A 19,181-nucleotide genomic window follows, 5' to 3' on the forward strand; every position below is an offset into this window, starting at 1 on the left:
GGTCATGACCTATCTCTATCTGACGATCGCGATCGTCGCGGAGGTCATCGCGACCTCGGCGCTGAAGGCTTCGGACGGTTTCGTCCGCCTGTGGCCGAGCGTGGTGACCGTGATCGGCTACGGCATCGCCTTCTATTTCCTGGCGCTCACGCTGCGCACCATCCCGACCGGCATCGCTTATGCGATCTGGTCGGGCGTCGGGATCGTGCTGATCTCGGCCGTCGGCTGGATCTGGTTCCGCCAGTCGCTGGATCTGCCGGCGATCATCGGCATGGTGCTGATCATCGCCGGCGTCCTGGTGGTGAACCTGTTCTCCAGATCGGCGGCCCACTGAACCCGGGGCGCGTTGTCAGGCGCGCCTGAGGTTCCACACGAAGGGGTTCGGCCCCTGGAGCACGCCGGTCAGGTCGCTGCGGAAGGCCGTGCGCAGGCGGAACAGGCCGGTCGGCGCGAAGGGCACGGCATCCCACGCCAGTTCCTGCAGGCGCTGCATTGCGGCCGCCTGGGCCTCGGCATCGGTCGCCATGATCCAGGCCTCGACCTGTTCCTCGACGGCCGCATCCGTGGGCCAGCCCGGCCAGGCGGCCTGGCCGTTCATGCGGATCGCGAAGGACACCGCCGGGTTGGCGATCGTCGCCGCCGGCCCGTTCGTGTTGTGCAGGTTCCACCCACCCTGGGAAGGCGGGTTGCGGTTGCTGCGGCGCGCCAGGATCGAGGCCCAGTCGCTCTCCACCACCTGGATGTTGACGCCGAGGCGGCGCATCAGATCGACGGTCAGCCGCCCCTGCTGGGTCACGGCGTTGAAGTCGGACGGGTTGATGTGAACGATCGGCTCGCCGTTGTAGCCGGCCTCCCGCAGGGCGGCGCGGGCGCGATCCATCGCCTTCGGGCCGCGCCGGGCGGGTGGGAACTCGATGACGCCAGGCAGGCCGCAGGGGAACATGGCGTGGCATTCCTGCCAGTCTCCTTCGAGCGCGACGGAGGCCATGAAGTCCGGCTGCACGATCACGTCGCGGATGGCGCGGCGGACCCGCACGTCGTCGAAGGGCGGGTGGAGGTGGTTGAAGCGCAGGAAGCCGAGGAAGCCGTTCGGGTCGTAGATCTGCGTCCGCGTGTTGCGGTCGCGTTCGAGCACCGGCACGAGGTCGGGCAACGGGTATTCGATCCAGTCGATCTCCCCGGTGCGCAGCGCGGCCGCCGCGGTGCCGCCATCGGGGATCCACACGAGTTCCAGCCGGTCGAAATGCACGCGCTTGCCCCCCGTCGCGCCTTCGGCCGGCTCGTCGCGCGGGACGTAGTCCTCGTTGCGGACGTACGCGCTGAGGCTGCCCTGTACGTACTCGCTGCCGACGAAGCGCCAGGGGCCGGAACCGATCATGTGCTCGACGCCGAGCGGCCGGTCGGCCGGGAGGGAGGCGATGCGCTCCGGCATCATGAAGCAGGGCGAGGACCCAGGCTTGGCCAGCGCGTCGAAGAGCGCGGGGAAGGGACGGTGCAGGCGGAACAGGATGGTGCGATCGTCCGCGGCGGCCAGTTCGGCGGTGGCGCGCAGCAGCACCTGGCCGAAGCCGTCCCTGCTGCCCCAGCGCCGGATCGAGGCGACGCAGTCGGCGGCGCGGACCGGCTCGCCATCATGCCAGCGCAGCCCGTCGCGCAGGCGGATGCGCACGGTGCGGCCATTGTCCTCGATGCTATGCCCTTCGGCCATCTGCGGGCGCGGATGCAGCGCTCGGTCCGCGCCGTAGAGCGTGTCGAAGACGCAATAGGCGTGGGTCGTGATGATGGTGCTCGGGCTGAACACCGGGTCCAGCGAGGCGAGCGCCGCCTGCGGCACGAAGCGCAGGGTGCGTGCGCGGGCGGGCTGGGCTGCAACGGGCCGCGCGAAGGGCGTGGCGATGGCGGTGGCGAGCAGCGTGCGGCGATGCATTCGTCATTCCCCCAAATCGGCGTGGAGGACGGGACCCGGGCGTGACCGCGCGCGCATCCCTGCGCATGACGGCGCATGGAATCCGGGCGCGGACGAACGGGTGGCACCGTTCCCTTCGCCGGTCCGAACCGGATCAGGTTCCATGGGTCGCGGGTGAAGCCCGCCTCTCAGCCCCCGATGGGGCTCCCCAAGGTGTCCGGGGCCTACATGCGCCCGGTGGGGTCCGAGTGCAAGCGCTGGGCCGGGCGTGGTGCTGCCGCTACAGTCCTGGCAGGGACCGTCCAGGGAAGCCGCCATGAGCAGCACGACACTCTCCCCCGTGATCCGCCTGCATCCGGAGGACGGGGTGGTGATCGCCCGTTCCGTGCTGGTGCCGGGCACGGAGGTGGCGCCGGGCGTCACCGTCGGCGCGCGGCGCATCCCCGCCGGGCACAAGGTCGCGGTGCGCCCGCACGCGAAGGGGGAGCCGATCCGCCGCTACGGCCAGATCATCGGCTTCGCGACGGATTCCATCGACCCCGGCGCCTGGGTCCACACCCATAACTGCGAGATGGGCGACTTCGCCCGCGACTACGCCTGGGGCGTGGACGCGAAGCCGACGCAGCACGTCGATGCGCCCGCGAGTTTCATGGGCATCCGCCGCGCCGATGGGCGCGCGGCGACACGCAACTACATCGGCATCGTCACCAGCGTGAACTGCTCGGCGCACGTGGCGGAGCTGATCGCCCGGCAGTTCGAGCGCAATCCGATCACCGGGCATGACCCGCTGGCGGAATGGGGGAACGTCGACGGCGTGGTGGCGCTGACGCACAAGACCGGCTGCGGCATGACGATGGACGAGCCGCTGCGCGTGCTCCGCCGCACGCTCGCGGGCTTCGCGCGCCATGCGAATTTCTCCCACGTCATCGCCATCGGCCTCGGCTGCGAGGTGAACCAGCTCGGCCCGATGCTGGAGGAGCAGAAGCTTTCCGGCCGGCTGCGGAGCATGGACATCCAGGACAGCGGCGGTTCGCGCGCCACCGTGCTGAAGGGCATGGACTTCGTGAAGGAGGTGCTGGCGGAAGCCAACGCCGTCACGCGCGTGCCCGTGCCGGCAAGCGAGTTGTGCGTCGCGCTGCAATGCGGCGGGTCGGACGGGTATTCGGGCATCACGGCGAACCCGGCGCTGGGTGCGGCCTCGGACCTGCTGGTGCGGCATGGGGGCACGGTGATCCTGTCGGAATCGCCCGAGACCTACGGCGCGGAACACCTGCTGACGCGCCGCGCGGTCTCGCAGGAGGTCGGGCAGAAGCTCGTCGACGTGATGAAGTGGTGGGAGGACTACACGGCGCGCGAGGGTGCGGAGATGAACGCCAACCCCTCGCCGGGCAACAAGGCGGGCGGGCTGACGACCATCCTCGAGAAGTCGCTCGGCGCCATGGCGAAGGCGGGCACGACCAACCTGGTCGATGTCTATCGCTATGCCGAGCCGGTCACCGCCAAGGGCTTCGTCTTCATGGACACGCCAGGCTACGATCCCGTCGCCGCGACGGGCCAGGTGGCGGGCGGGGCGAACCTCGTCTGCTTCACCACAGGGCGCGGATCGGTCTTCGGGATGAAGCCGGCGCCCTCGATCAAGCTCGCGACCAATTCCGCGATGCATGAGCGGCTGTCCGAGGACATGGACATCAACTGCGGCACGATCGTCAGCGGGCAGGAGAGCGTGGAGCAGTGCGGCCAGCGCATCTTCGACCTCATGCTGCGCACCGCCTCGGGCGAACGCACCAAGAGCGAGGCCATGGGCTTCGGCGCGCAGGAATTCGCGCCCTGGGTGCTCGGGGCGACGATGTGAGCGGGATCCTCTGGGCCGTCGCGGTGCTGCTCGGCGCGGCAACGGCCGGGTTTGCGGTGGCGGCGCTCGCCTCGGGCTATCGCGCGGTGAGGATCGGCGGGGCGGGGCTGCTGTTCAGCGGCTGGCAGTGGATCGCGGCATCGGACCGCATTCCCGCTGAGGCGCGCCCGCACATGCTCACGGCGCTGCGGCGCTGGGTCTATGCGGGGTCCTGCATGGTGCTCGCGGCCTTTTCCGGCATCGCGGCGGATCTGGCGCGGTGAGCGCGGCGGACCTGATCGCCGCGGCGCGGCGGCTCGATGCGGCAGGGTTCATGCCGTCCAAGTCCGGCAACCTTTCGCTGCGCGACGGGGACGGCTTCGTCGTGACGCCCTCCGCGCTGCCCTATGCCGGAATGACGGAGGCCGACCTGGTGCGGGTCGGCCCCGAGGGCGCGGTCGCGCCGGGCGCGCGGCATCGTCCGTCCTCCGAATGGCGCCTGCATGCTGCGATCTACGCCGCGCGGTCCGAGGCGAAGGCGGTGGTGCACACGCACAGCCCGCGCGCCACGGCGCTCGCCTGCACGCGCCGCGGCATCCCGCCCTTCCACTACATGGTGCTGGCGGCCGGCGGGCCTGTGCGCTGTGCGGAGCACGCGACATTCGGCACGCAGGAACTGGCTGAGAACTGTGTCGCCGCGCTCGACGGCCGCCGCGCCGTGCTGCTGGCGAATCATGGCGTGGTGACGATCGGCGCGACGCTCGCCGCGGCCGTCACGCTGGCGATGGAGGTCGAGAACCTGGCCGGCCAGTATCTCGACCTGCTTGCCGCCGGACTGAAGCCGGTGCTGCTGAACGATCGCGAGCTGGAAGAAGCGGCGGCGCAGTTCGCCGGCTACGGGCGCGCGGTCTGACGCGCTTCAGGCGCGGCGCGGCGGCACCACATCGGCGAAGATCTCGAAGCCCTTCCAGGCGGGTTCGACCCTCGGCTCCCCGCAGCGCGGGACGTAGGGGGAGGCCTCCTGCAACGCATAGCGCGGGATGTTGCGCGGGCAATTGGGGAAGATGTCTTCAGGCGTCACCCGCACCAGCGCCTGCGCGCCCTCGAATTCCGCCATCAGCGGGTCGTCCAGCACGACGCGCGCGGTGCCGTTCACGCGCAGCCGGCGCGGACGGTCCTCCATGGCGATGAAGAGCAGCCCGACATGCGGGTTGGCGCTGATGTTCCCGAGGCTCTTGAACATCCCGTTGCCGTCGTAGTCGGGGAAGGCGAGCAGATCCGGCGCGACCACGCGCGCGAAGCCGGGATCGCCGCCCTTGAAGGAGCAGTCGGGCCGCCCTTCCGCATCCGCGGTCGCGAGGAAGAAGAAGCGGCAGGAGGCGATGAAACCCGCGTCTTCCTCCGTGAAGGCCGAGCGGCGGAGACGTTCCACCAGCCGGTCGGCGAGGCGGCGCGAGCCGAAGGCGTCCTGAAGGTCCCGGTTGCCCTGATGGTACATGGCCATGGACGGAGTTCCACGCTGGAAGCAGCGGAACGTTACGCCTTCGGGTGGGCGGCGTGGTGCGAAATCAGCGGACCGGGCCGCGCGTGATCTCGGTCAAAGGGCCCATGATCTCGCGGTAGGCGGCCTCGATGCCGGTGATGCCCATGGCAGCCAGGCGCGCGGCGTGCTTGCGGTGATAGGCCTCGGCCGAGGTGCGGTCGGCGAAGAGGTAGACGCCGCCGGCGCGCTGCTCCGCCGCGCTCTCGGTCCAGATCTTCCACAGCAGGCCCTTCTCCTGCGCGATGTCCTCGGCGAGGGTGCGCAGGGCGGCCGCGTCGTCCGGCCCGCCGGGCGGGCGGGCCGGGAAGTCGAAGATCAGCAGGATCGGGCCGTCGCTCAACGGCGCTGCTGCTGCCGCTGCTGCGGCGGCGGGGGCGGCGGTTCGAGCAGCCGTTCGATCTCCACCGTGCGGCCGAGATCGAACTGCAGGTAGCAGGCCGCACGGTCCGCGGCGGCGTCCGCGCCGCGCTCCGGGTTGGTGCCGGCGAAGTCGCAGCGCCGGTCGCGATAGGCGACCCAGGCGGCCTGCACATCCGCCAGCGCCGCGCGGCGCTGAGGGTCCTGCTGGGTCGCGAGCAGCCGCTCGACGGCGCGCTCGAGCCGCGGCGCCACCACGCCCCGCTGCCCGTCCATGCAGCGCGCGGCGAGCGCCGTGTCCTGCGAATTGCCCAAGCAGGTGCGCATGTTGCGCTCCACCTGCTGGGAGAAGTCGTCCTGGCGTGGCTGCTGCTGCTGCCGCTGCTGCGCCATGGCGACACCCGGCACGAGCAGCGCCAGGGCGAGGAGCGCCGCCGCCCTCATGACGAGGGCACCAGCTTCTGCTGCTGCTCGCCGAGGCCGGCGATGCCCAGCTTCATCACCTGCCCCGCCTTGAGGAAGACCGGCGCCGGCTTCTTGCCCAGGCCCACGCCCGGCGGCGTGCCGGTGAAGATCACGTCGCCCGGGTTCAGCGTGATGCACTGGCTGACATAGGCGATCACCTGCTTCACGCCGAAGATCATCGTGCGCGTGGAGCCGTCCTGCTGCCGCACGCCATCGACGTCGGTGAACATGGCGAGGTTCTGCGGGTCGGGGATCTCATCCTTCGTGACCAGCCACGGGCCGAGCGGGCCGAAGGTGTCGAAGCCCTTGCCCTTGTCCCAGGCGCCGCCGCGCTCGGCCTGCCATTCGCGCTCGGAGACGTCGTTGCCCACCGCGTAGCCGGCGACGTGGTCGAGGGCGTTCTCCTCGCTGACATACTTCGCGCGGGTGCCGATGATGATGGCGAGCTCGACCTCGTAATCCGTCTTCACGCTGTTGCGCGGGATGACGACGTCGTCATTCGGGCCCGACAGCGCGTTCAGCGACTTGAGGAAGACGATCGGCTCCTTGGGAATCGGGGAGCCGGTCTCGGCCGCATGGTCGGCGTAGTTCAGGCCGATGCAGACCAGGTTCTTCATCCCCGTCACCGGCGGGCCGAGGCGCGGGTTGCCCGTCACCTTCGGCAGCGAGGCCGGGTCGATCGCCGCGATCTTCGCGAGCGCACCCGGGGCGAGCGCATCGCCCGCCAGGTCGGGGATCACGCCGGAGAGGTCACGGATGGCGCCGTCCGAATCCAACAGGCCCGGCTTTTCCTGCCCGGCCGGCCCGTAGCGCAGAAGCTTCATCGGCGTGTTCCTGAACTGTTCGTTGGTGGCGGGAGAATGCCAGGGATTGGCCGGGGCCGGAAGCGCCCCCCCCTTACAGCGTCCAGCCGCCGTCGATGACGATGGCCTGGCCGGTGACGAAGGCGCTCTCCTCGGCGGCGAGATAGACGACCAGCGCGGCCATCTCCTCCGCCGTGGCGAGCCGGCCCATGGCCTGGCGGGCGACGAAGGCGGCGTGGGCGGCCTGCACGGACCCCGCGGCGGCGGCATTGGCCGCGATGCGCTCATGCAGGGAGGGCGTTTCCACCGTGCCGGGACACAGGCAATTGCAGCGGATTCCCTGGCCTACGTATTCGGTCGCGATGGATTTCGTCAGCCCGATCACCGCTGCCTTGGTGGTGCCGTAGAGGAAGCGGTTCGGCGCGCCCTTCACGGAGGAACAGGCGCTCGACATGTTGACGATGCTGCCGCGCCCGCGCTCGACCATGCCGGGGATGAAGGCGCGCGCCACCTTCCACATGGCGCGCACGTTCAGCGCGAAGCCGAAATCCCATTCCTCGTCGGTGCAGGTGAGGATGGTGTTCTGGTGCACGAAGCCCGCGCAGTTGAACAGCACGTCGATGGGGCCGGCTTCCTTCGCCGCGCGGTCCACCGCCGCGTCGTCCAGCACGTCGAGCGGCACATGGGTGATGCCACGCGCACCGAGGTCACCGACCTTGTGCGCGTCCCGGTCGGTGGCGATGACGGTGGCACCTTCCGCGGCCATCGCCAGGGCGGCGGCGCGGCCGATGCCCTGGCCCGCGGCGGTGACGAAGCAGCGCTTGCCGGCGAGGCGTCCGCTCATGGGCGCGTCCTTCAGTGGTTGTGGCGGCTCTCGCCGCGCGTCTCGAGGATGTTGAGGTAGAGCGTCGCAGGTTCGAGGCAGCCGCCCGTGCCCTTGCTGCCGACCATGGAGCGGTAGATCTCCTCCCACGGCGTCTTGTTGATGAGTTCGGGCGCTTTCCAGGCGGCGCGGCGGGCGGCGAGTTCCTCGGCCGGGATCAGCACATCCACGCGGCGCGCATTCAGGTCGATGCGGATCGGGTCCCCGTCCTTCAGCAGCGCGAGCCCGCCGCCGACCGCGGCTTCCGGCGACACGTTCAGGATGGAGGGCGAGCCCGAGGTGCCGGATTGCCGCCCGTCGCCCATGGTCGGCAGCGCCGTGATGCCCCTTTTGATCAGGGCGGCGGGGGGCTGCATGTTCACCACTTCCGCCCCGCCCGGATAGCCGACCGGGCCGCAATTGCGGATCACCAGCACCGTCTTCTCGTCGATGCCGAGGGCCGGGTCCTCGATGCGCGCGTGATAATCCTCGGGGCCTTCGAAGACGGCGACCTTGCCCTCGAAGACATCGGGCGGGTCGGAGAGGAACCGCGCGCGGAAGGCCTTGTCGATGACGCTGATCTTCATCACCGCATTGTCGAACAGGTTGCCCGAGAGCACGACGAAGCCGGCGCGTTCCTTCATCGGCTTGGACAGGGGCCGGATCACCTCGCGGTCCGGTTCGGGGATGGAGGCGAGGTTCTCGGCAAGGGTCCTGCCCGTCGCGGTCATGACGTCGCCATGCAGCAGGCCCGCGTCCAGCAACTCCTTCATCACCGCAGGCACGCCGCCGGCGCGATAGAAGGCCTCGCCGAGGAAGCGGCCCGCCGGCTGGCAATCGACCAGCAGCGGGATGTCGGCGCCGACGCGCTGCCAGTCCTCGACCGTATGCTCCACCCCCATGTGGCGCGCGATGGCGACCATGTGGATCGGGCAGTTGGAGGAAGCGCCGATGGCGGAGGCGACGGCCACCGCATTCTCGAAGGCCTTCTGCGTCATGATGTCGGAGGGGCGGAGGTTTTCCTCCACCATCCGCACGATGCGCCGCCCGGTCTCGTAGGCCATCTGCGCGCGCTGGCGATAGGGGCCGGGGATGGCGGCGCAGCCGGTCAGCGACATGCCGACCGCCTCGGCCAGCGAGTTCATCGACAGCGCCGTGCCCATGGTCGAGCAATGGCCGACGGAGGTGGAACTAGCCGCCACCATCTCGATGAAGGTGTCGTTGTCGATCTCGCCGGCGGCGAGCTTCTTGCGCGCTTCCCACACGATGGTGCCGGAACCGGCGAGCCGCCCCTGCCAATACCCGTCCAGCATCGGCCCGCCGGAGAGCGCGATGGCCGGGATGTTCACCGTCGCCGCGCCCATGAGCTGCGCCGGCGTCGTCTTGTCGCAGCCCGTGGTCAGCACCACGCCGTCGATCGGGTAGCCGTGCAGGATCTCGACCAGCGAGAGGTATTGTAGGTTGCGGTCCAGCGCCGCGGTCGGGCGCTTCAGCGTTTCCTGGATCGGATGGATCGGGAATTCCAGCGGCACGCCGCCGGCGTCGCGGATGCCCGCCTTCACGCGGTCCGCCAGCGCGATGTGGTGCCGGTTGCAGGGGGAGATGTCGGAACCGGTCTGGGCGATGCCGATGATCGGCCGGCCTGACTGCAATTCCCCGCGTGTCATGCCGAAGTTGAGCTGCCGCTCGATGTAGAGCGAGGTCATGCCCGGGTCGGTCGGGTCGTCGAACCAGCGCTGGCTGCGCAGCCGGAAGGGCCGTTTGGTCTGGTCGTGTTCGGCCATCGCGCTTCCCCCTGTTGGTTGGGGGAAGCGTGGGCGGGCGCCGCCGGGCCTGTCAATCGGCCCGGCGGCGGATCACATCAGGGGTAGTTGATGTCGGTCAGGTTGCAGGTGTTGACCTGCATCCGCTCGATCGGCCGCCCGCCATCCGGCACGATGCGGATGTCGTTCACGCACTGGCCGTCGGGCAGGCGCACGATGAAGGACTGGCCGGGCGCCAGCACGTTGGTCCCGAGCAGGTCGCGCCCCCAGTTGCTGACGGAGGAGGAGGAGACATAGAGCTCCATGACCGTCTGGTTCGACCGGTTGTTGAGCCGGAAGGACGGATCCGTGGTCTGGGCCTGGGCGGCACCGCCGAGGCAGATGGCGAGCGCGGCAGCAAGCGCGGGGAGCGCGCGACGAGTGGTCATGTGGGTCATCCGTAAGGTGTCGCCGATTCGACGGCGGCCGGACTTTCGCCCGCGCCTGCCTTCCCGTCCATGAAGGCATTCACGCGGGCGGCGCTTCCTCCAGGAAGGCCTGCACCGTCGCGAAGAGCGCGCCGCGATTGCGCTCCATCAGCATGGTGTGGGTGCCTTCCCCGAGCACCACGAGGCGCTTGCCGGAACTGTTGACCAGCAGCGGGAAGATCGCCGCGGCCATGGCGGGCGGCGTCTCGCGGTCCCATTCCGCCACCACCAGCAGCGTGGGCGCGCGCAGCTTCGCCGGGTCCCAGCTCGCGCGACCGGCCAGTTCGTGCTCCCGCAGATCCTGCAGACCGCCGTTCGGCACACGCAGCACGTTCGGGTTGCGGCGCAGCCCTTCCGGGTCGGTGGCCCAGGTGACGCCGGCCCAGTGCTCGAACCAGCCGGGCGGGATCAGCGCGGCGCGGCGTGTTTCCGGCACGCCGGCGATCCATTGCCGCCGCGCCTCGGCTTGCGTCACCAACCGATAGGCGCCGAGCGGCCCTTCCGTGCCGGCCACCGGTGCGGCGGCGCCGGCCGGAGGCCAGGGTGGCGCGACCAGCACCAGGCGCTCCACCTGTGCCGGGCTGTCCGCGGCGAAGCGCGCCGTCAGCGTGCTGCCCCAGGACCAGCCCATCAGGACCAGGCGCGGGACGCTGCGGTGCTGGCGCACGAAGCCGGCCGCGGCGGCGATGTCGGCGAGGGCGGTGTCGCCGCGCACGATGGGCGGGTTGGCCTCGGGCGGCTGGTTCATCTCGGGCGGGCGCGTGCTGCGGCCATAGCCGCGGATGTCCATGCACCAGACGTCGAAGCCGCGCCCGGCGACGTAGTCCATCCAGGACAGCCCGCCGAGCGGCAGGTCGAAGGAAGTATGCGCCGGATAGGTCGCGCCATGCACGAAGAGCAGCGTTCGCGCCGGCGAGAAGGCGTTCATCCCCTGCGGCCGCTTGTTGCGCACGAAGATCTCGATCCCCGGGTCGCCGGAGGGGACCATGTATTCCTCGGTCACCAGTTCAACGCCCTGCGCGGAGGCGGAGGCGGCGGCCAGCAGCGTGGCGGCGAGCGGAAGGGCGATCGCGGTGCGTCGGTGCATGGTGTCCTCGGTCCCGGGTTCGGGGAGTTGATAGCCTGCCCTGTGGCCGCGCGCACCGTCCGGGGATAGACGGGGCCCCATGGATGCCGGGAACATGACGGTGGCGGCAGGCCCGGCATCGTCCGATTGGCGCGGGGAGGCAAGGGCGACCCTCGCCCTCTCGCTGCCGATCGTCTTCACGAATCTGTCGCAGATGGCGCTCGCGCTGACCGAGACGGCGCTGCTCGGCCACCTCGGGACCGAGGCGCTGGCGGCGAGCATGCTGGCGGTCAGCCTCTACTTCGCGCTGCTCGCGCCCGGCTTCGGCCTGGCGCTGGCGGCGGCGCCGCTGCAGGCGCAGGTGCGCGGGGCAGGGCGGTTGCCTGGCGGTGCGGGGCGCGGCTGGGTGCGGCGCATGCGGCGGGCGACGCGGGCGGCGTTCTGGGCGGCGGGGCTGGCCCTGCTGCCCTGCTGGGCCGTGCTGTGGGAATCGGCCGCGGTGCTGCGCGCGCTCGGGCAGGATGCGGCGCTCGCCGACCTGGCGCAGGAGTATGCGCGCGCGGCGATGTTCGGCATCCCCGCCTTCTGCGGCTTCATCGTGCTGCGCGGTTTCCTCGCGGCCATGGAGCGGCCGGCGGCGGCGATGTGGGTGTCCTTCGCCGCGGTCGCGCTGAACCTGCCCCTCGCCTGGGCGCTGATCTTCCCGGCGGGGCTCGGCGTGTTCGGGGCGGGTCTCGCGATCGCCCTCGCGAATACGGGGATGCTGGTCGTGACGCTCGTGCTGATCCGGCGCGACAGGGTATTCCGGCGGTTCCGGCTGCTTGGCCGCGTCTGGCGGCCGGAGGTCGTGCGCATGCGGGAGGTCCTCGCCGTCGGGCTGCCGATCGCCGCGTCGATGCTGCTCGAGATCGGCGTGTTCAGCGCCGCGGCCCTGGTGATGGGTTGGTTCGGCGCGGCGGCGGTGGCGGCGCATGCCATCGCCATCCAGACGGCCTCGGCGACCTTCATGGTGCCGATGGGGATCGGCCAGGCGGCGACGGCGCGGGTCGGGCTCGCGGCGGGCGCGGGCGATGCCGAGGGCGCGGCGCGCGCGGGGTGGGTGGCGATCGCGCTCGGCGCCGGCTTCATGGCCGGGATGGCCGTGCTGCTGGTGACGATGTCGCCCGGCATCGCCTGGCTGTTCCTCGACCGCGGCGATGTACACGCGGCGGAGGTCGCGGCACTCGGCGCCGCGCTGCTGGTCGTGGCGGGGTTCTTCCAGCTCGGCGACGGCATCCAGGTGGTGGCGGCGGGCGCGCTGCGCGGGCTCAAGGACACGCGCATCCCGATGATGTTCGCCGCCCTCGGCTATTGGGGGATCGGGCTGCCCTTTGGCCTGCTGGTGGCGCATGCGGGCGGGCTTGGGCCGCAGGGGATCTGGGTCGGCCTGGGCACGGGGCTCGCGATCGTGGCGGGGCTGATGCTGCGGCGCTGGCGGATCATCTCCCGCCGCGCGTCAGCCTGAGAACAGGCCGCGCGCCACCACCATCCGCTGGATCTCGGATGTGCCGTCGAGGATGCGCAGCAGCCGCACGTCGCGATAGAGCCGTTCGACCGCGCTGCCGGTCATGTAGCCCTCGCCGCCATGGACCTGCAGCACGCGGTCCGCAACGCGGCCGAGGGCCTCCGTGGCAAAGAGCTTCGCGGCGGCCGCATCGGCGGGGCGCAGGGTGCCGTCGTCCCGCGCACGGGCGAGCTCGAGCGCCATGCAGCGCGCGGCCAGTGCCTCCGCCACGCTGTCGGCGAGCAGCGCGGCGACCGCCGGCTGGTCGGCGAGCGGCTTGCCGAACTGGCGGCGGCCCAGCGCGTGGCGGCGGCCTTCGTCGAGCAGCCGTTCCATCAGCCCGGCGGAGAGCGCGGCGAGATGCAGCCGAACCTTGTCGAGCCCGGCGAGTGCGAGCTTCAGCCCCTCGCCCTCGGCGCCGACCAGCGCATCGGCCGGCACGCGGCAATCCTCGAAGACGATGTCGGCGACCTGGGCGCCGCGCATGCCCATCTTGCCCTGCGCGGGCTGGACGCGGACGCCCTGGGTGGCGGGGTCGATGGCGAAGGCGGAGATGCCGCGCGCGCCTTCGCCACCGGTCCGGGCCATCACCATCAGCATGCCGGCCTCGGGTGCATTGGTGACCCAACGCTTGCGGCCGTCGATGCGCCAGGTATCTCCTTCGCGCCGCGCGGTGGTGCGAAGCGAGGCGGCGTCGGACCCTGCCTCTGGCTCGGACAGGCAGAAGCAGGCGATGAGATCCCCGCGCGCGAGGCCCGGCAGCCAGCGGGACTTCTGCGCATCGCTGCCCGCGCGCAGCAGGATCTGCGCCGTGCCGCCGCTGTTCAGCGCATAGACCGCGCGATAGGCGGGCGCGGTGCGGCCGAGGACGAGCATCAGCCCGGCCTCCTCCTCCATCGTCAGGCCGAGGCCGCCGAAGGCCTCGGGGATGGAGATGCCGAACAGTCCATGCGCACGCAGCGCGGCGCGCGCCTCCTGCGGCATGCGGTCCTCGGCGTCCATGCGCGCTTCGGCGGGGATGAGGATGTCCTCGACGAGGGTGCGCGCGGCGCCGAGGCGGGTGGCATGGGCGTCGGGGTTGCGGATCATGATGTCCTGGCCTTCGGGCTGCGGGTGGGGCGGAGGGGCTCCGCCCCTCCGGACCTCCCCGGCAATGGCCTAAGGGCCTTTGCAAACCTCGATTCCGCCCTGCGGAGATGCAAGGCACCATCTTCGCGGGCCTGCCGGGCGCAAGTGCAGGCTTCGGTGTTGTTCCCGGCAGTGACGCGCGGTGCCAAGTCAAGGTTTCCAAAGGCCCTTCGGCCTTTGGTGGGGAGGTTTGGAGGGGCAAGGCCCCTCCAACCCGCCAGCGGCCGCCTCGCAACGACCATCAATCGCTTTCGGGCGGGATGACGTTGGTATTCAGCCCTTCGACGAGCACGTCGCGCATCGTCTCGGCGGATTTCAGGCGGATGTCGTCCCAGGCCTCGGGCGTGTGGAAGGCGATGTGCGGGCAGATGATGAGGCGGCCGTTCAGCCATTCCTCCTTGTCGCGATAGGCGCGCAGCAGGGAGGGGATGGGCTCGACCGGCGGCTCCACGGGGATGACGTCGAGGCCCGCGGCGGCGACGTGGCCCTCGCGCAGCACGCGCTCCAGCGCGTCGATGTCGAGGATCGGCCCGCGTGCCGTGTTGATGACCACGGCGTTCTGCGGCAGCAGGCGCAGCTCGCGCTCGCCGATCAGCCCGCGCGTGTTGCGCGTCAGCGGGCAATGGATGGAGAGCACGTCGGCCTGCGCCAGCATCTCGTCCATGGTGCGGCAGCGCGTGACGCCGATGGCGCGGTCCGCCCCGTTGGGCAGCGCGGGATCGTAGAACACCACGCGATAGCCGAGCGCCTTCGCCCGCAGCGCGGCCGCCGTGCCGATGCGCCCGAGGCCGAGGATGCCGAAGGTCTGCGCCTCCTGCCGACGCACCGCGGGGTGGGGCATCACGCCCCAGCGCGCCGGGTTCGGGCCGCGCTGCGTGTCGTGGTACAGCGTCAGGCCGCGCCGCAGGCCGAGCGCCATCAGCACCGCGAATTCGGCCACTTCCTGCGTGCCGTAGTCGGGCACGTTGCAGACCTTGATGCCGCGCGCGGCGGCGGCGGCGCGGTCCACGCGGTCGTAGCCAACGCCCATGCGGATGATGACCTTGAGCTTCGGGAAGCGCGCGATCTGGTCGGCGGGGACGGCCATGCGCAGTGTCATCAGGCCCTCGGCCTGCTGGCAGAGTTCGTCCGGAAGTTCGGCGAGGGAGGCCTTGCAGGCGCCCTGCAGGATACGGACCGAAGGACCCATGATCCGCTGCTCGAGCGAGGTGTCGGGATAGAGCCCCTCGGGCTCGAGCACGGTCAGCGTCACTTGGTTTCCCCCATCGTCCTTGGAGCGCGGAGGATGCGTGCGCCGTGCCGGGCGCGCAACCCGTCAGCGCATGGCGAAGAGTTCCTGGTGGAAGCGGGAAGGCGGCAGGTCGTGGGCAGCGAAATCCTGGCGCAGCGCCTGGCCGAAGCCGCCGGGGCCGCAGAACCAGATGCTCGCTTCCCGCCAGCCGGGCACCTCGGCACGGATGCGCTCGCCGTTGAGCCGGCCGTGGCGGGCATCGTGCAGCACGTGAAGGCGGACCCCGGCGCGCGCCGCATCGGCGGTGAGTTTCGCGATGGCTTCCGCGCTGTAGTCGGCAGTGGGGTGGAAGAGGTGAATTTCCTGCCGGACGCCGGGGCGTTCCAGCGCGATCTGCTTCATCCGCGCGATGAAGGGCGTGATGCCGATGCCGGCGCCGACCCAGATCTGGCGCGGACGGTCGTCCTCGAAGGTGAAGCAGCCATAGGGACCTTCGATCTTCACCTCCTGGCTGACCCGCAGCCTGTCCCGCAGGGTGCGCGTGTGGTCGCCGAGTTCCTTGGTGATGAAGGTGACGCGCCGCTCGGCGTCGCTCCAGGCGGAGGCGATGGTGTAGGGATGCGCGCCCTCTGCGGTGTCCGAGGTGACGAAGGCGAACTGCCCGGCGCGGTGCCCCGGCCAGCCCTGCGGCACCGAAACCTCGCCTTCCAGCACCCGCAGTTCGGGATAGTAGGTGAGGGAGGCGATGCTGCCCTGCACCTGCCGGCCCGCGCCCACGCGACGCAGCAGCACGATGACGGCGGCGACCGAGCCGTAGGCCATCAGCATCGCCATCGCGATCCCCAGCGGCGTGGTCCAATAGCCGAACTGCGTGAGAACGATCGCGTGGAAGACCAGCACGAGGAAGACGGCCGCCAGCCAGCGATGCGTCTTGTAGAAGAGGCGGTAGGGAATGCGCTGGATAAGCGCGACCGCGATCAGCAGGACCGCGGCGTAGAACGCCCATTCGCCGATGTCCTCCGCCGTGCCGCGCAGCGAGCGGAGCGCCTGCTCGATGGCGCTGTCCGGCACCGGCCGCGGGCCGCGCGCCGGCCGCGTGAGCCAGCCGTAGCCGACGGCCCATTTTGGCCCCTGCGACCACAGCCAGTGGACCACCGCGAGGACCAGCCCACCGATGCCGAGCCACTTGTGCAGCCGGTACATCTTGTCGAGGCCGCCGAGCCAGCGCTCGGGCCATCGCGGCCGCAGCGAAAGGATCATCGCCGCGCTCATGCAGGCCATGCCGAGGATGCCGGTGATCTGCACCATGCCGTCGCGGAAGGGGAAGAAACCGACCGGGGCGAGCGCGAAAGGGTCCGCGGCGACCCATAGCATGGTGAGCACCGCCAGAAGGCCCCAGAAGCCGATCTTCACCTTCGTCACGGCGCCTCCCCAGGCACGTCGCCAGCCCGTTTCGGCGCGCGCAGGCAACCGCGGCCGCCACGAACTCATACCCTGAATTCCTGCCGCGGCATTGATGTGCATCAGCCCATGGCGGTCCAATCCGCGCGGGAGCGTCTTCAAGGGCTTTCCCCCGCGAGTATAGTGCCCGCGCGGCGATGTTCGCCGGCGGGACACGGTGAAGCGGCGCGGAGCGGGTGGTGATGACGAAGCGGAGAATTCTCGTGACCGGCGCGGCGAGCGGCATCGGCGCGGCAACCTGTCGCGCGCTGGCCGCCCCTGACGTCGCCATCGCCGTGCACACCCGCGGCAACCGTGAAGGCGCGGCACGCACGGCGGAAGCCGTGCGTGCCCGCGGAGGCACGGCCCACGAGATCTTCTGCGACCTCGCCGAGGCTGGCGCGCCGGAGCGTGCAGTGTCGGAGGCAGCGGGCCTGCTCGGCGGCCTCGATGTCGTCGTCTCCAATGCCGGCTTCGCCGACCGCACGCCGGTCGCGGCGCTGACCGACGAGGCCTTCGCACGCAGCCACGATGCCATCGCGCTTGCCTTCCTGCGCCTCGCGCGCGCGGCGGGGCCGATCCTGCGGGAAGGGACCGATCCGCGCCTCGTCGCCGTCTCCTCCTTCGTCGCGCACCTGTTCCGCAATGACGTGGCGCTCTTCCCGGCTTCTGCCGCGGCCAAGGCGGCGGTGGAGGCGCTGGTCAGGACGCTGGCGCTGGAATGGGCGCCGGCGGTGACGGTCAATGCCGTGGTGCCGGGCTACACGCGCAAGGATCCCGGCGCGCACGCCGCGCTGACGCAGGCGCAGTGGGACGAGATCGCGGCGCGCATCCCGCTGAAGCGGCTCGGCACGCCGGACGAGGTCGCGGCGGCGATCGCCTTCCTTGCCTCTCCGGCCGCGGGGTACGTCACGGGGCAGGTCATCCACGTCAGCGGCGGAGTGGTGGTGTGATCCGGTGGCTCGCCGCCCTGGTCCTTCTCGCGCTGCCTGCGGCGGCGCAGGACCGGGCCGCGGTGCACGGGGGGCCGGTGCGGGCACTGGCGGTGCTGGCGGAAGGCGGCGCGCTGGCCTCGGCCGGCTTCGACCAGTCGGTCATCTTCTGGGACCTTGGGACCGGGCGCGCGCGGGCGGTGGTGCGTTGGCATGCGGGGGCGGTGAACGCGCTGGTCGCGCTGCCCGGTGGTGGCGTGGCCTCGGGCGGGGAGGACGGGCGCATCGCGATCTGGCCTGCCGAGCCGCGCGACGGCGCGCCGCTTCGCGTGCTGGAGGGGCATGAGGGGCCGGTCGCCTCGCTCGCCTGGCGCGACGGCGTGCTGGCCTCGGCCGCGTGGGACGGGACGGTGCGGCTTTGGGCCGAGGGCGTGCCGACGCGCGTGCTGGAAGGGCATCGCGGCAACGTCAACGCGGTGGTGTTCCGCGACGACGGCGTGCCCGTCAGCGCCGGCTTCGACGGCACGGTGCGGGCCTGGGGCGCGGATGGCGTGTCCCAGGTGATCGCGGAATTCGCCCTGCCGCAGAACGCGCTTGCCGCGCTGCCCTCGGGCGGGGTGGCCGTGGGCGGCGTGGAGGGCGCCGTGCGGCTGATCACCGCGAACGGCGCGGTGCGGGACCTGCATGCCGGCAGCCGGCCGGTGGTCGCGCTGGCGGTGAACGGTCCGGGGACCTTGCTCGCGGCGGCGACGCTCGGCGGCAGCGTGGCGGTGATCGGCCTGCCGGAGGGGCGGCTGCTGCATACGCTGGACGGGCCGGGCACGCCGGTCTGGTCGGCGGTCTTCGCGCCGGACGGGCGGACGCTGTGGACCGGCGGGGCGGACCGGCGCGTGCGGCGCTGGGACGCGGCGGCGGGCCGGGCGATCGGCCCTGTGGAGGCGGAGCGGGAAGCCCCGCCGCGCGCCGGCCTCGATGCGCACGGCGCGCGCGTCTTCCGCGCCTGCTCGGCCTGCCATGCCCTGACGGCCGAGGCCGGCAACATGGCCGGCCCGCATCTGCATGGCCTGTTCGGCCGGCGGATGGGCAGCGTGGCCGGCTACGCCTATTCCGGGCGCCTGGCGCGCGGCGACATCGTCTGGACACCGGAGACGGTCGCGGACCTTTTCACGCGTGGCCCGGACGTGGTGACGCCGGGGACCAGGATGCCGGTGCAGCGCGTGGAGAATCCCGAGGACCTGGCGGCGCTACTGCGCTTCCTCGAGCAGGCGACGCGATAGCATCCTGCCCGCGACTCTCGCGCCGGGCCGGCGGGCGACTGAAGGTAAGGGCCGCGACCCGGGAACGAAGTCCGTGGGCGGTCGCGATCGGGACGCGGGGCACGCTCAGCGAGACGAACTGCCGGACAGCCTTCCCTTGTCGTCATAGGAGCGGACGGTGCCGCCGCTGCGCTCGCTGCTGCCGGTGATCCGGCCCTCGGCGTCGTAGCGCCGCGTCACCGTGCCGGTCTGGTCGCTGCGGCCGGTCAGCCGGCCCTGGGCGTCGTAGTGCTGCGTCGTGCCGGCGAGGCCGCGCTCGCTGCTGCCGGTGATGCGGCCCTGGGCGTCATAGTGCCGCATCATGTTGCCGCTGCGCTCGCTGTAGCCGCTGATGCGCCCCTGCGCGTCGTAGCGCGTGACGCGGTCGCCGTTGCGCTCCGTATGGCCCATGTAGCGGCCCTGCGCGTCGTACTGGTTCTGGCGCTGCGCCGCGGCGGGCATGGCGAGCAGCAGGATCGGGAGCAGGAGAAGGGCATGGCGGCGCATGGCGGCGGTCCCTCGTGGACATGCTCATTTTCGCATGGCGGG

The 19,181-nt window shown here is 71.4% G+C and carries 20 protein-coding genes and 1 riboswitch; of the genes, 7 read left to right on the plus strand and 13 right to left on the minus strand.

What is annotated here, in order from left to right:
• The first annotated feature begins 4 nt into the window (after positions 1 to 4).
• Complete coding sequence (locus tag GXW76_RS12320; RefSeq protein WP_211862319.1) at positions 5 to 334, plus strand: SMR family transporter; 330 nt, start codon at positions 5 to 7, stop codon at positions 332 to 334.
• A gap of 15 nt (positions 335 to 349) precedes the next feature.
• Here the strand turns inward: GXW76_RS12320 and GXW76_RS12325 are convergent, their stop codons facing one another.
• On the minus strand, positions 350 to 1,927 hold the full coding sequence (locus tag GXW76_RS12325) for an ABC transporter substrate-binding protein (protein ID WP_211862320.1): 1,578 nt from the start codon (positions 1,925 to 1,927) through the stop codon (positions 350 to 352).
• A 92-nt stretch (positions 1,928 to 2,019) separates the two neighbouring features.
• Positions 2,020 to 2,127: riboswitch (TPP riboswitch) on the minus strand.
• A 95-nt stretch (positions 2,128 to 2,222) separates the two neighbouring features.
• Here GXW76_RS12325 and GXW76_RS12330 point away from each other — a divergent pair.
• Genes GXW76_RS12330 through GXW76_RS12340 form a run of 3 tightly spaced genes read left to right on the plus strand, consistent with a single transcriptional unit; the run spans position 2,223 to position 4,650 of the window.
• Positions 2,223 to 3,758, plus strand: coding sequence for a UxaA family hydrolase (locus tag GXW76_RS12330; protein ID WP_211862321.1), 1,536 nt, complete (start codon positions 2,223 to 2,225; stop codon positions 3,756 to 3,758).
• Entirely contained in the window at positions 3,755 to 4,021 is a 267-nt protein-coding gene (locus tag GXW76_RS12335) for a hypothetical protein (protein ID WP_211862322.1), read from the plus strand. The genes GXW76_RS12330 and GXW76_RS12335 overlap by 4 nt, the downstream gene beginning before the upstream one ends.
• Complete coding sequence (locus GXW76_RS12340; protein ID WP_338150947.1) at positions 4,018 to 4,650, plus strand: class II aldolase/adducin family protein; 633 nt, start codon at positions 4,018 to 4,020, stop codon at positions 4,648 to 4,650. The genes GXW76_RS12335 and GXW76_RS12340 overlap by 4 nt, the downstream gene beginning before the upstream one ends.
• A 6-nt stretch (positions 4,651 to 4,656) precedes the next feature.
• Here the strand turns inward: GXW76_RS12340 and GXW76_RS12345 are convergent, their stop codons facing one another.
• The 8 genes from GXW76_RS12345 to GXW76_RS12380 form a co-directional block, all read right to left on the minus strand.
• Positions 4,657 to 5,241: a pyridoxamine 5'-phosphate oxidase family protein gene (locus GXW76_RS12345; protein ID WP_211862323.1), complete on the minus strand. Its 585-nt coding sequence runs from the start codon at positions 5,239 to 5,241 to the stop codon at positions 4,657 to 4,659.
• Positions 5,242 to 5,305: 64 nt separating this feature from the next.
• Complete coding sequence (locus tag GXW76_RS12350) at positions 5,306 to 5,620, minus strand: monooxygenase (protein WP_211862324.1); 315 nt, start codon at positions 5,618 to 5,620, stop codon at positions 5,306 to 5,308.
• Positions 5,617 to 6,081 carry a lysozyme inhibitor LprI family protein gene (locus GXW76_RS12355; RefSeq protein ID WP_211862325.1) on the minus strand — a complete coding sequence of 155 codons (465 nt, stop codon included), beginning with the start codon at positions 6,079 to 6,081 and terminating at the stop codon, positions 5,617 to 5,619. Before GXW76_RS12355 ends, GXW76_RS12350 begins: the two co-directional genes overlap by 4 nt.
• Entirely contained in the window at positions 6,078 to 6,926 is an 849-nt protein-coding gene (locus tag GXW76_RS12360; RefSeq protein ID WP_211862326.1) for a fumarylacetoacetate hydrolase family protein, read from the minus strand. Before GXW76_RS12360 ends, GXW76_RS12355 begins: the two co-directional genes overlap by 4 nt.
• A 73-nt stretch (positions 6,927 to 6,999) precedes the next feature.
• The gene (locus GXW76_RS12365) at positions 7,000 to 7,749 is read right to left on the minus strand and encodes an SDR family oxidoreductase (RefSeq protein ID WP_211862327.1); all 750 of its coding nucleotides are present in this window, start codon (positions 7,747 to 7,749) and stop codon (positions 7,000 to 7,002) included.
• An 11-nt stretch (positions 7,750 to 7,760) separates the two neighbouring features.
• Positions 7,761 to 9,551: an IlvD/Edd family dehydratase gene (locus tag GXW76_RS12370; RefSeq protein ID WP_211862328.1), complete on the minus strand. Its 1,791-nt coding sequence runs from the start codon at positions 9,549 to 9,551 to the stop codon at positions 7,761 to 7,763.
• Positions 9,552 to 9,628: 77 nt separating this feature from the next.
• Positions 9,629 to 9,958, minus strand: coding sequence for a hypothetical protein (locus GXW76_RS12375; protein WP_211862329.1), 330 nt, complete (start codon positions 9,956 to 9,958; stop codon positions 9,629 to 9,631).
• Positions 9,959 to 10,037: 79 nt separating this feature from the next.
• Positions 10,038 to 11,084, minus strand: coding sequence for an alpha/beta hydrolase (locus GXW76_RS12380; protein WP_211862330.1), 1,047 nt, complete (start codon positions 11,082 to 11,084; stop codon positions 10,038 to 10,040).
• Between the two features lie 79 nt (positions 11,085 to 11,163).
• Here GXW76_RS12380 and GXW76_RS12385 point away from each other — a divergent pair, with 79 nt between their 5' ends.
• A complete protein-coding gene (locus GXW76_RS12385) occupies positions 11,164 to 12,567 on the plus strand; it encodes an MATE family efflux transporter (protein WP_246514166.1) in 1,404 nt (467 codons plus the stop codon).
• Here GXW76_RS12385 and GXW76_RS12390 read toward each other — a convergent pair.
• The 3 genes from GXW76_RS12390 to GXW76_RS12400 all read right to left on the minus strand — a co-directional run bounded on the left by GXW76_RS12390 (position 12,559) and on the right by GXW76_RS12400 (position 16,387).
• Positions 12,559 to 13,695, minus strand: a complete 1,137-nt coding sequence (locus GXW76_RS12390; protein ID WP_211862331.1) for an acyl-CoA dehydrogenase family protein — start codon at positions 13,693 to 13,695, stop codon at positions 12,559 to 12,561. The genes GXW76_RS12385 and GXW76_RS12390 overlap by 9 nt on opposite strands.
• A 280-nt stretch (positions 13,696 to 13,975) precedes the next feature.
• The gene (locus GXW76_RS12395; RefSeq protein WP_338150948.1) at positions 13,976 to 14,986 is read right to left on the minus strand and encodes a C-terminal binding protein; all 1,011 of its coding nucleotides are present in this window, start codon (positions 14,984 to 14,986) and stop codon (positions 13,976 to 13,978) included.
• A gap of 63 nt (positions 14,987 to 15,049) precedes the next feature.
• Positions 15,050 to 16,387: a ferredoxin reductase family protein gene (locus GXW76_RS12400; RefSeq protein WP_338150949.1), complete on the minus strand. Its 1,338-nt coding sequence runs from the start codon at positions 16,385 to 16,387 to the stop codon at positions 15,050 to 15,052.
• A gap of 221 nt (positions 16,388 to 16,608) precedes the next feature.
• Between GXW76_RS12400 and GXW76_RS12405 the strand changes: the two genes are divergently transcribed.
• Together GXW76_RS12405 and GXW76_RS12410 are read left to right on the plus strand one after the other, a co-directional pair.
• Positions 16,609 to 17,358: an SDR family NAD(P)-dependent oxidoreductase gene (locus GXW76_RS12405; RefSeq protein WP_211862332.1), complete on the plus strand. Its 750-nt coding sequence runs from the start codon at positions 16,609 to 16,611 to the stop codon at positions 17,356 to 17,358.
• On the plus strand, positions 17,355 to 18,614 hold the full coding sequence (locus tag GXW76_RS12410) for a c-type cytochrome (RefSeq protein WP_338150950.1): 1,260 nt from the start codon (positions 17,355 to 17,357) through the stop codon (positions 18,612 to 18,614). The genes GXW76_RS12405 and GXW76_RS12410 overlap by 4 nt, the downstream gene beginning before the upstream one ends.
• 105 nt (positions 18,615 to 18,719) lie before the next feature.
• Here the strand turns inward: GXW76_RS12410 and GXW76_RS12415 are convergent, their stop codons facing one another.
• Positions 18,720 to 19,139 carry an RHS repeat domain-containing protein gene (locus GXW76_RS12415; protein WP_211862333.1) on the minus strand — a complete coding sequence of 140 codons (420 nt, stop codon included), beginning with the start codon at positions 19,137 to 19,139 and terminating at the stop codon, positions 18,720 to 18,722.
• Positions 19,140 to 19,181: the final 42 nt, after the last annotated feature.

Origin of the sequence: Neoroseomonas soli (assembly GCF_018129065.1) — a bacterium.
Lineage (GTDB): Bacteria > Pseudomonadota > Alphaproteobacteria > Acetobacterales > Acetobacteraceae > Neoroseomonas > Neoroseomonas soli.

What these genes read in the sequence shown, in the direction of transcription:
- GXW76_RS12355 (WP_211862325.1), bottom strand. Translation starts at nt 6,081, where the DNA reads ATGAGGGCGGCGGCGCTCCTCGCCCTGGCGCTGCTCGTGCCGGGTGTC.
- GXW76_RS12415 (WP_211862333.1), bottom strand. Translation starts at nt 19,139, where the DNA reads ATGCGCCGCCATGCCCTTCTCCTGCTCCCGATCCTGCTGCTCGCCATG.
- GXW76_RS12370 (WP_211862328.1), bottom strand. Translation starts at nt 9,551, where the DNA reads ATGGCCGAACACGACCAGACCAAACGGCCCTTCCGGCTGCGCAGCCAG.
- GXW76_RS12320 (WP_211862319.1), top strand. Translation starts at nt 5, where the DNA reads ATGACCTATCTCTATCTGACGATCGCGATCGTCGCGGAGGTCATCGCG.
- GXW76_RS12375 (WP_211862329.1), bottom strand. Translation starts at nt 9,958, where the DNA reads ATGACCACTCGTCGCGCGCTCCCCGCGCTTGCTGCCGCGCTCGCCATC.
- GXW76_RS12380 (WP_211862330.1), bottom strand. Translation starts at nt 11,084, where the DNA reads ATGCACCGACGCACCGCGATCGCCCTTCCGCTCGCCGCCACGCTGCTG.
- GXW76_RS12385 (WP_246514166.1), top strand. Translation starts at nt 11,164, where the DNA reads ATGGATGCCGGGAACATGACGGTGGCGGCAGGCCCGGCATCGTCCGAT.
- GXW76_RS12365 (WP_211862327.1), bottom strand. Translation starts at nt 7,749, where the DNA reads ATGAGCGGACGCCTCGCCGGCAAGCGCTGCTTCGTCACCGCCGCGGGC.
- GXW76_RS12345 (WP_211862323.1), bottom strand. Translation starts at nt 5,241, where the DNA reads ATGGCCATGTACCATCAGGGCAACCGGGACCTTCAGGACGCCTTCGGC.
- GXW76_RS12330 (WP_211862321.1), top strand. Translation starts at nt 2,223, where the DNA reads ATGAGCAGCACGACACTCTCCCCCGTGATCCGCCTGCATCCGGAGGAC.
- GXW76_RS12390 (WP_211862331.1), bottom strand. Translation starts at nt 13,695, where the DNA reads ATGATCCGCAACCCCGACGCCCATGCCACCCGCCTCGGCGCCGCGCGC.
- GXW76_RS12360 (WP_211862326.1), bottom strand. Translation starts at nt 6,926, where the DNA reads ATGAAGCTTCTGCGCTACGGGCCGGCCGGGCAGGAAAAGCCGGGCCTG.
- GXW76_RS12325 (WP_211862320.1), bottom strand. Translation starts at nt 1,927, where the DNA reads ATGCATCGCCGCACGCTGCTCGCCACCGCCATCGCCACGCCCTTCGCG.
- GXW76_RS12405 (WP_211862332.1), top strand. Translation starts at nt 16,609, where the DNA reads ATGACGAAGCGGAGAATTCTCGTGACCGGCGCGGCGAGCGGCATCGGC.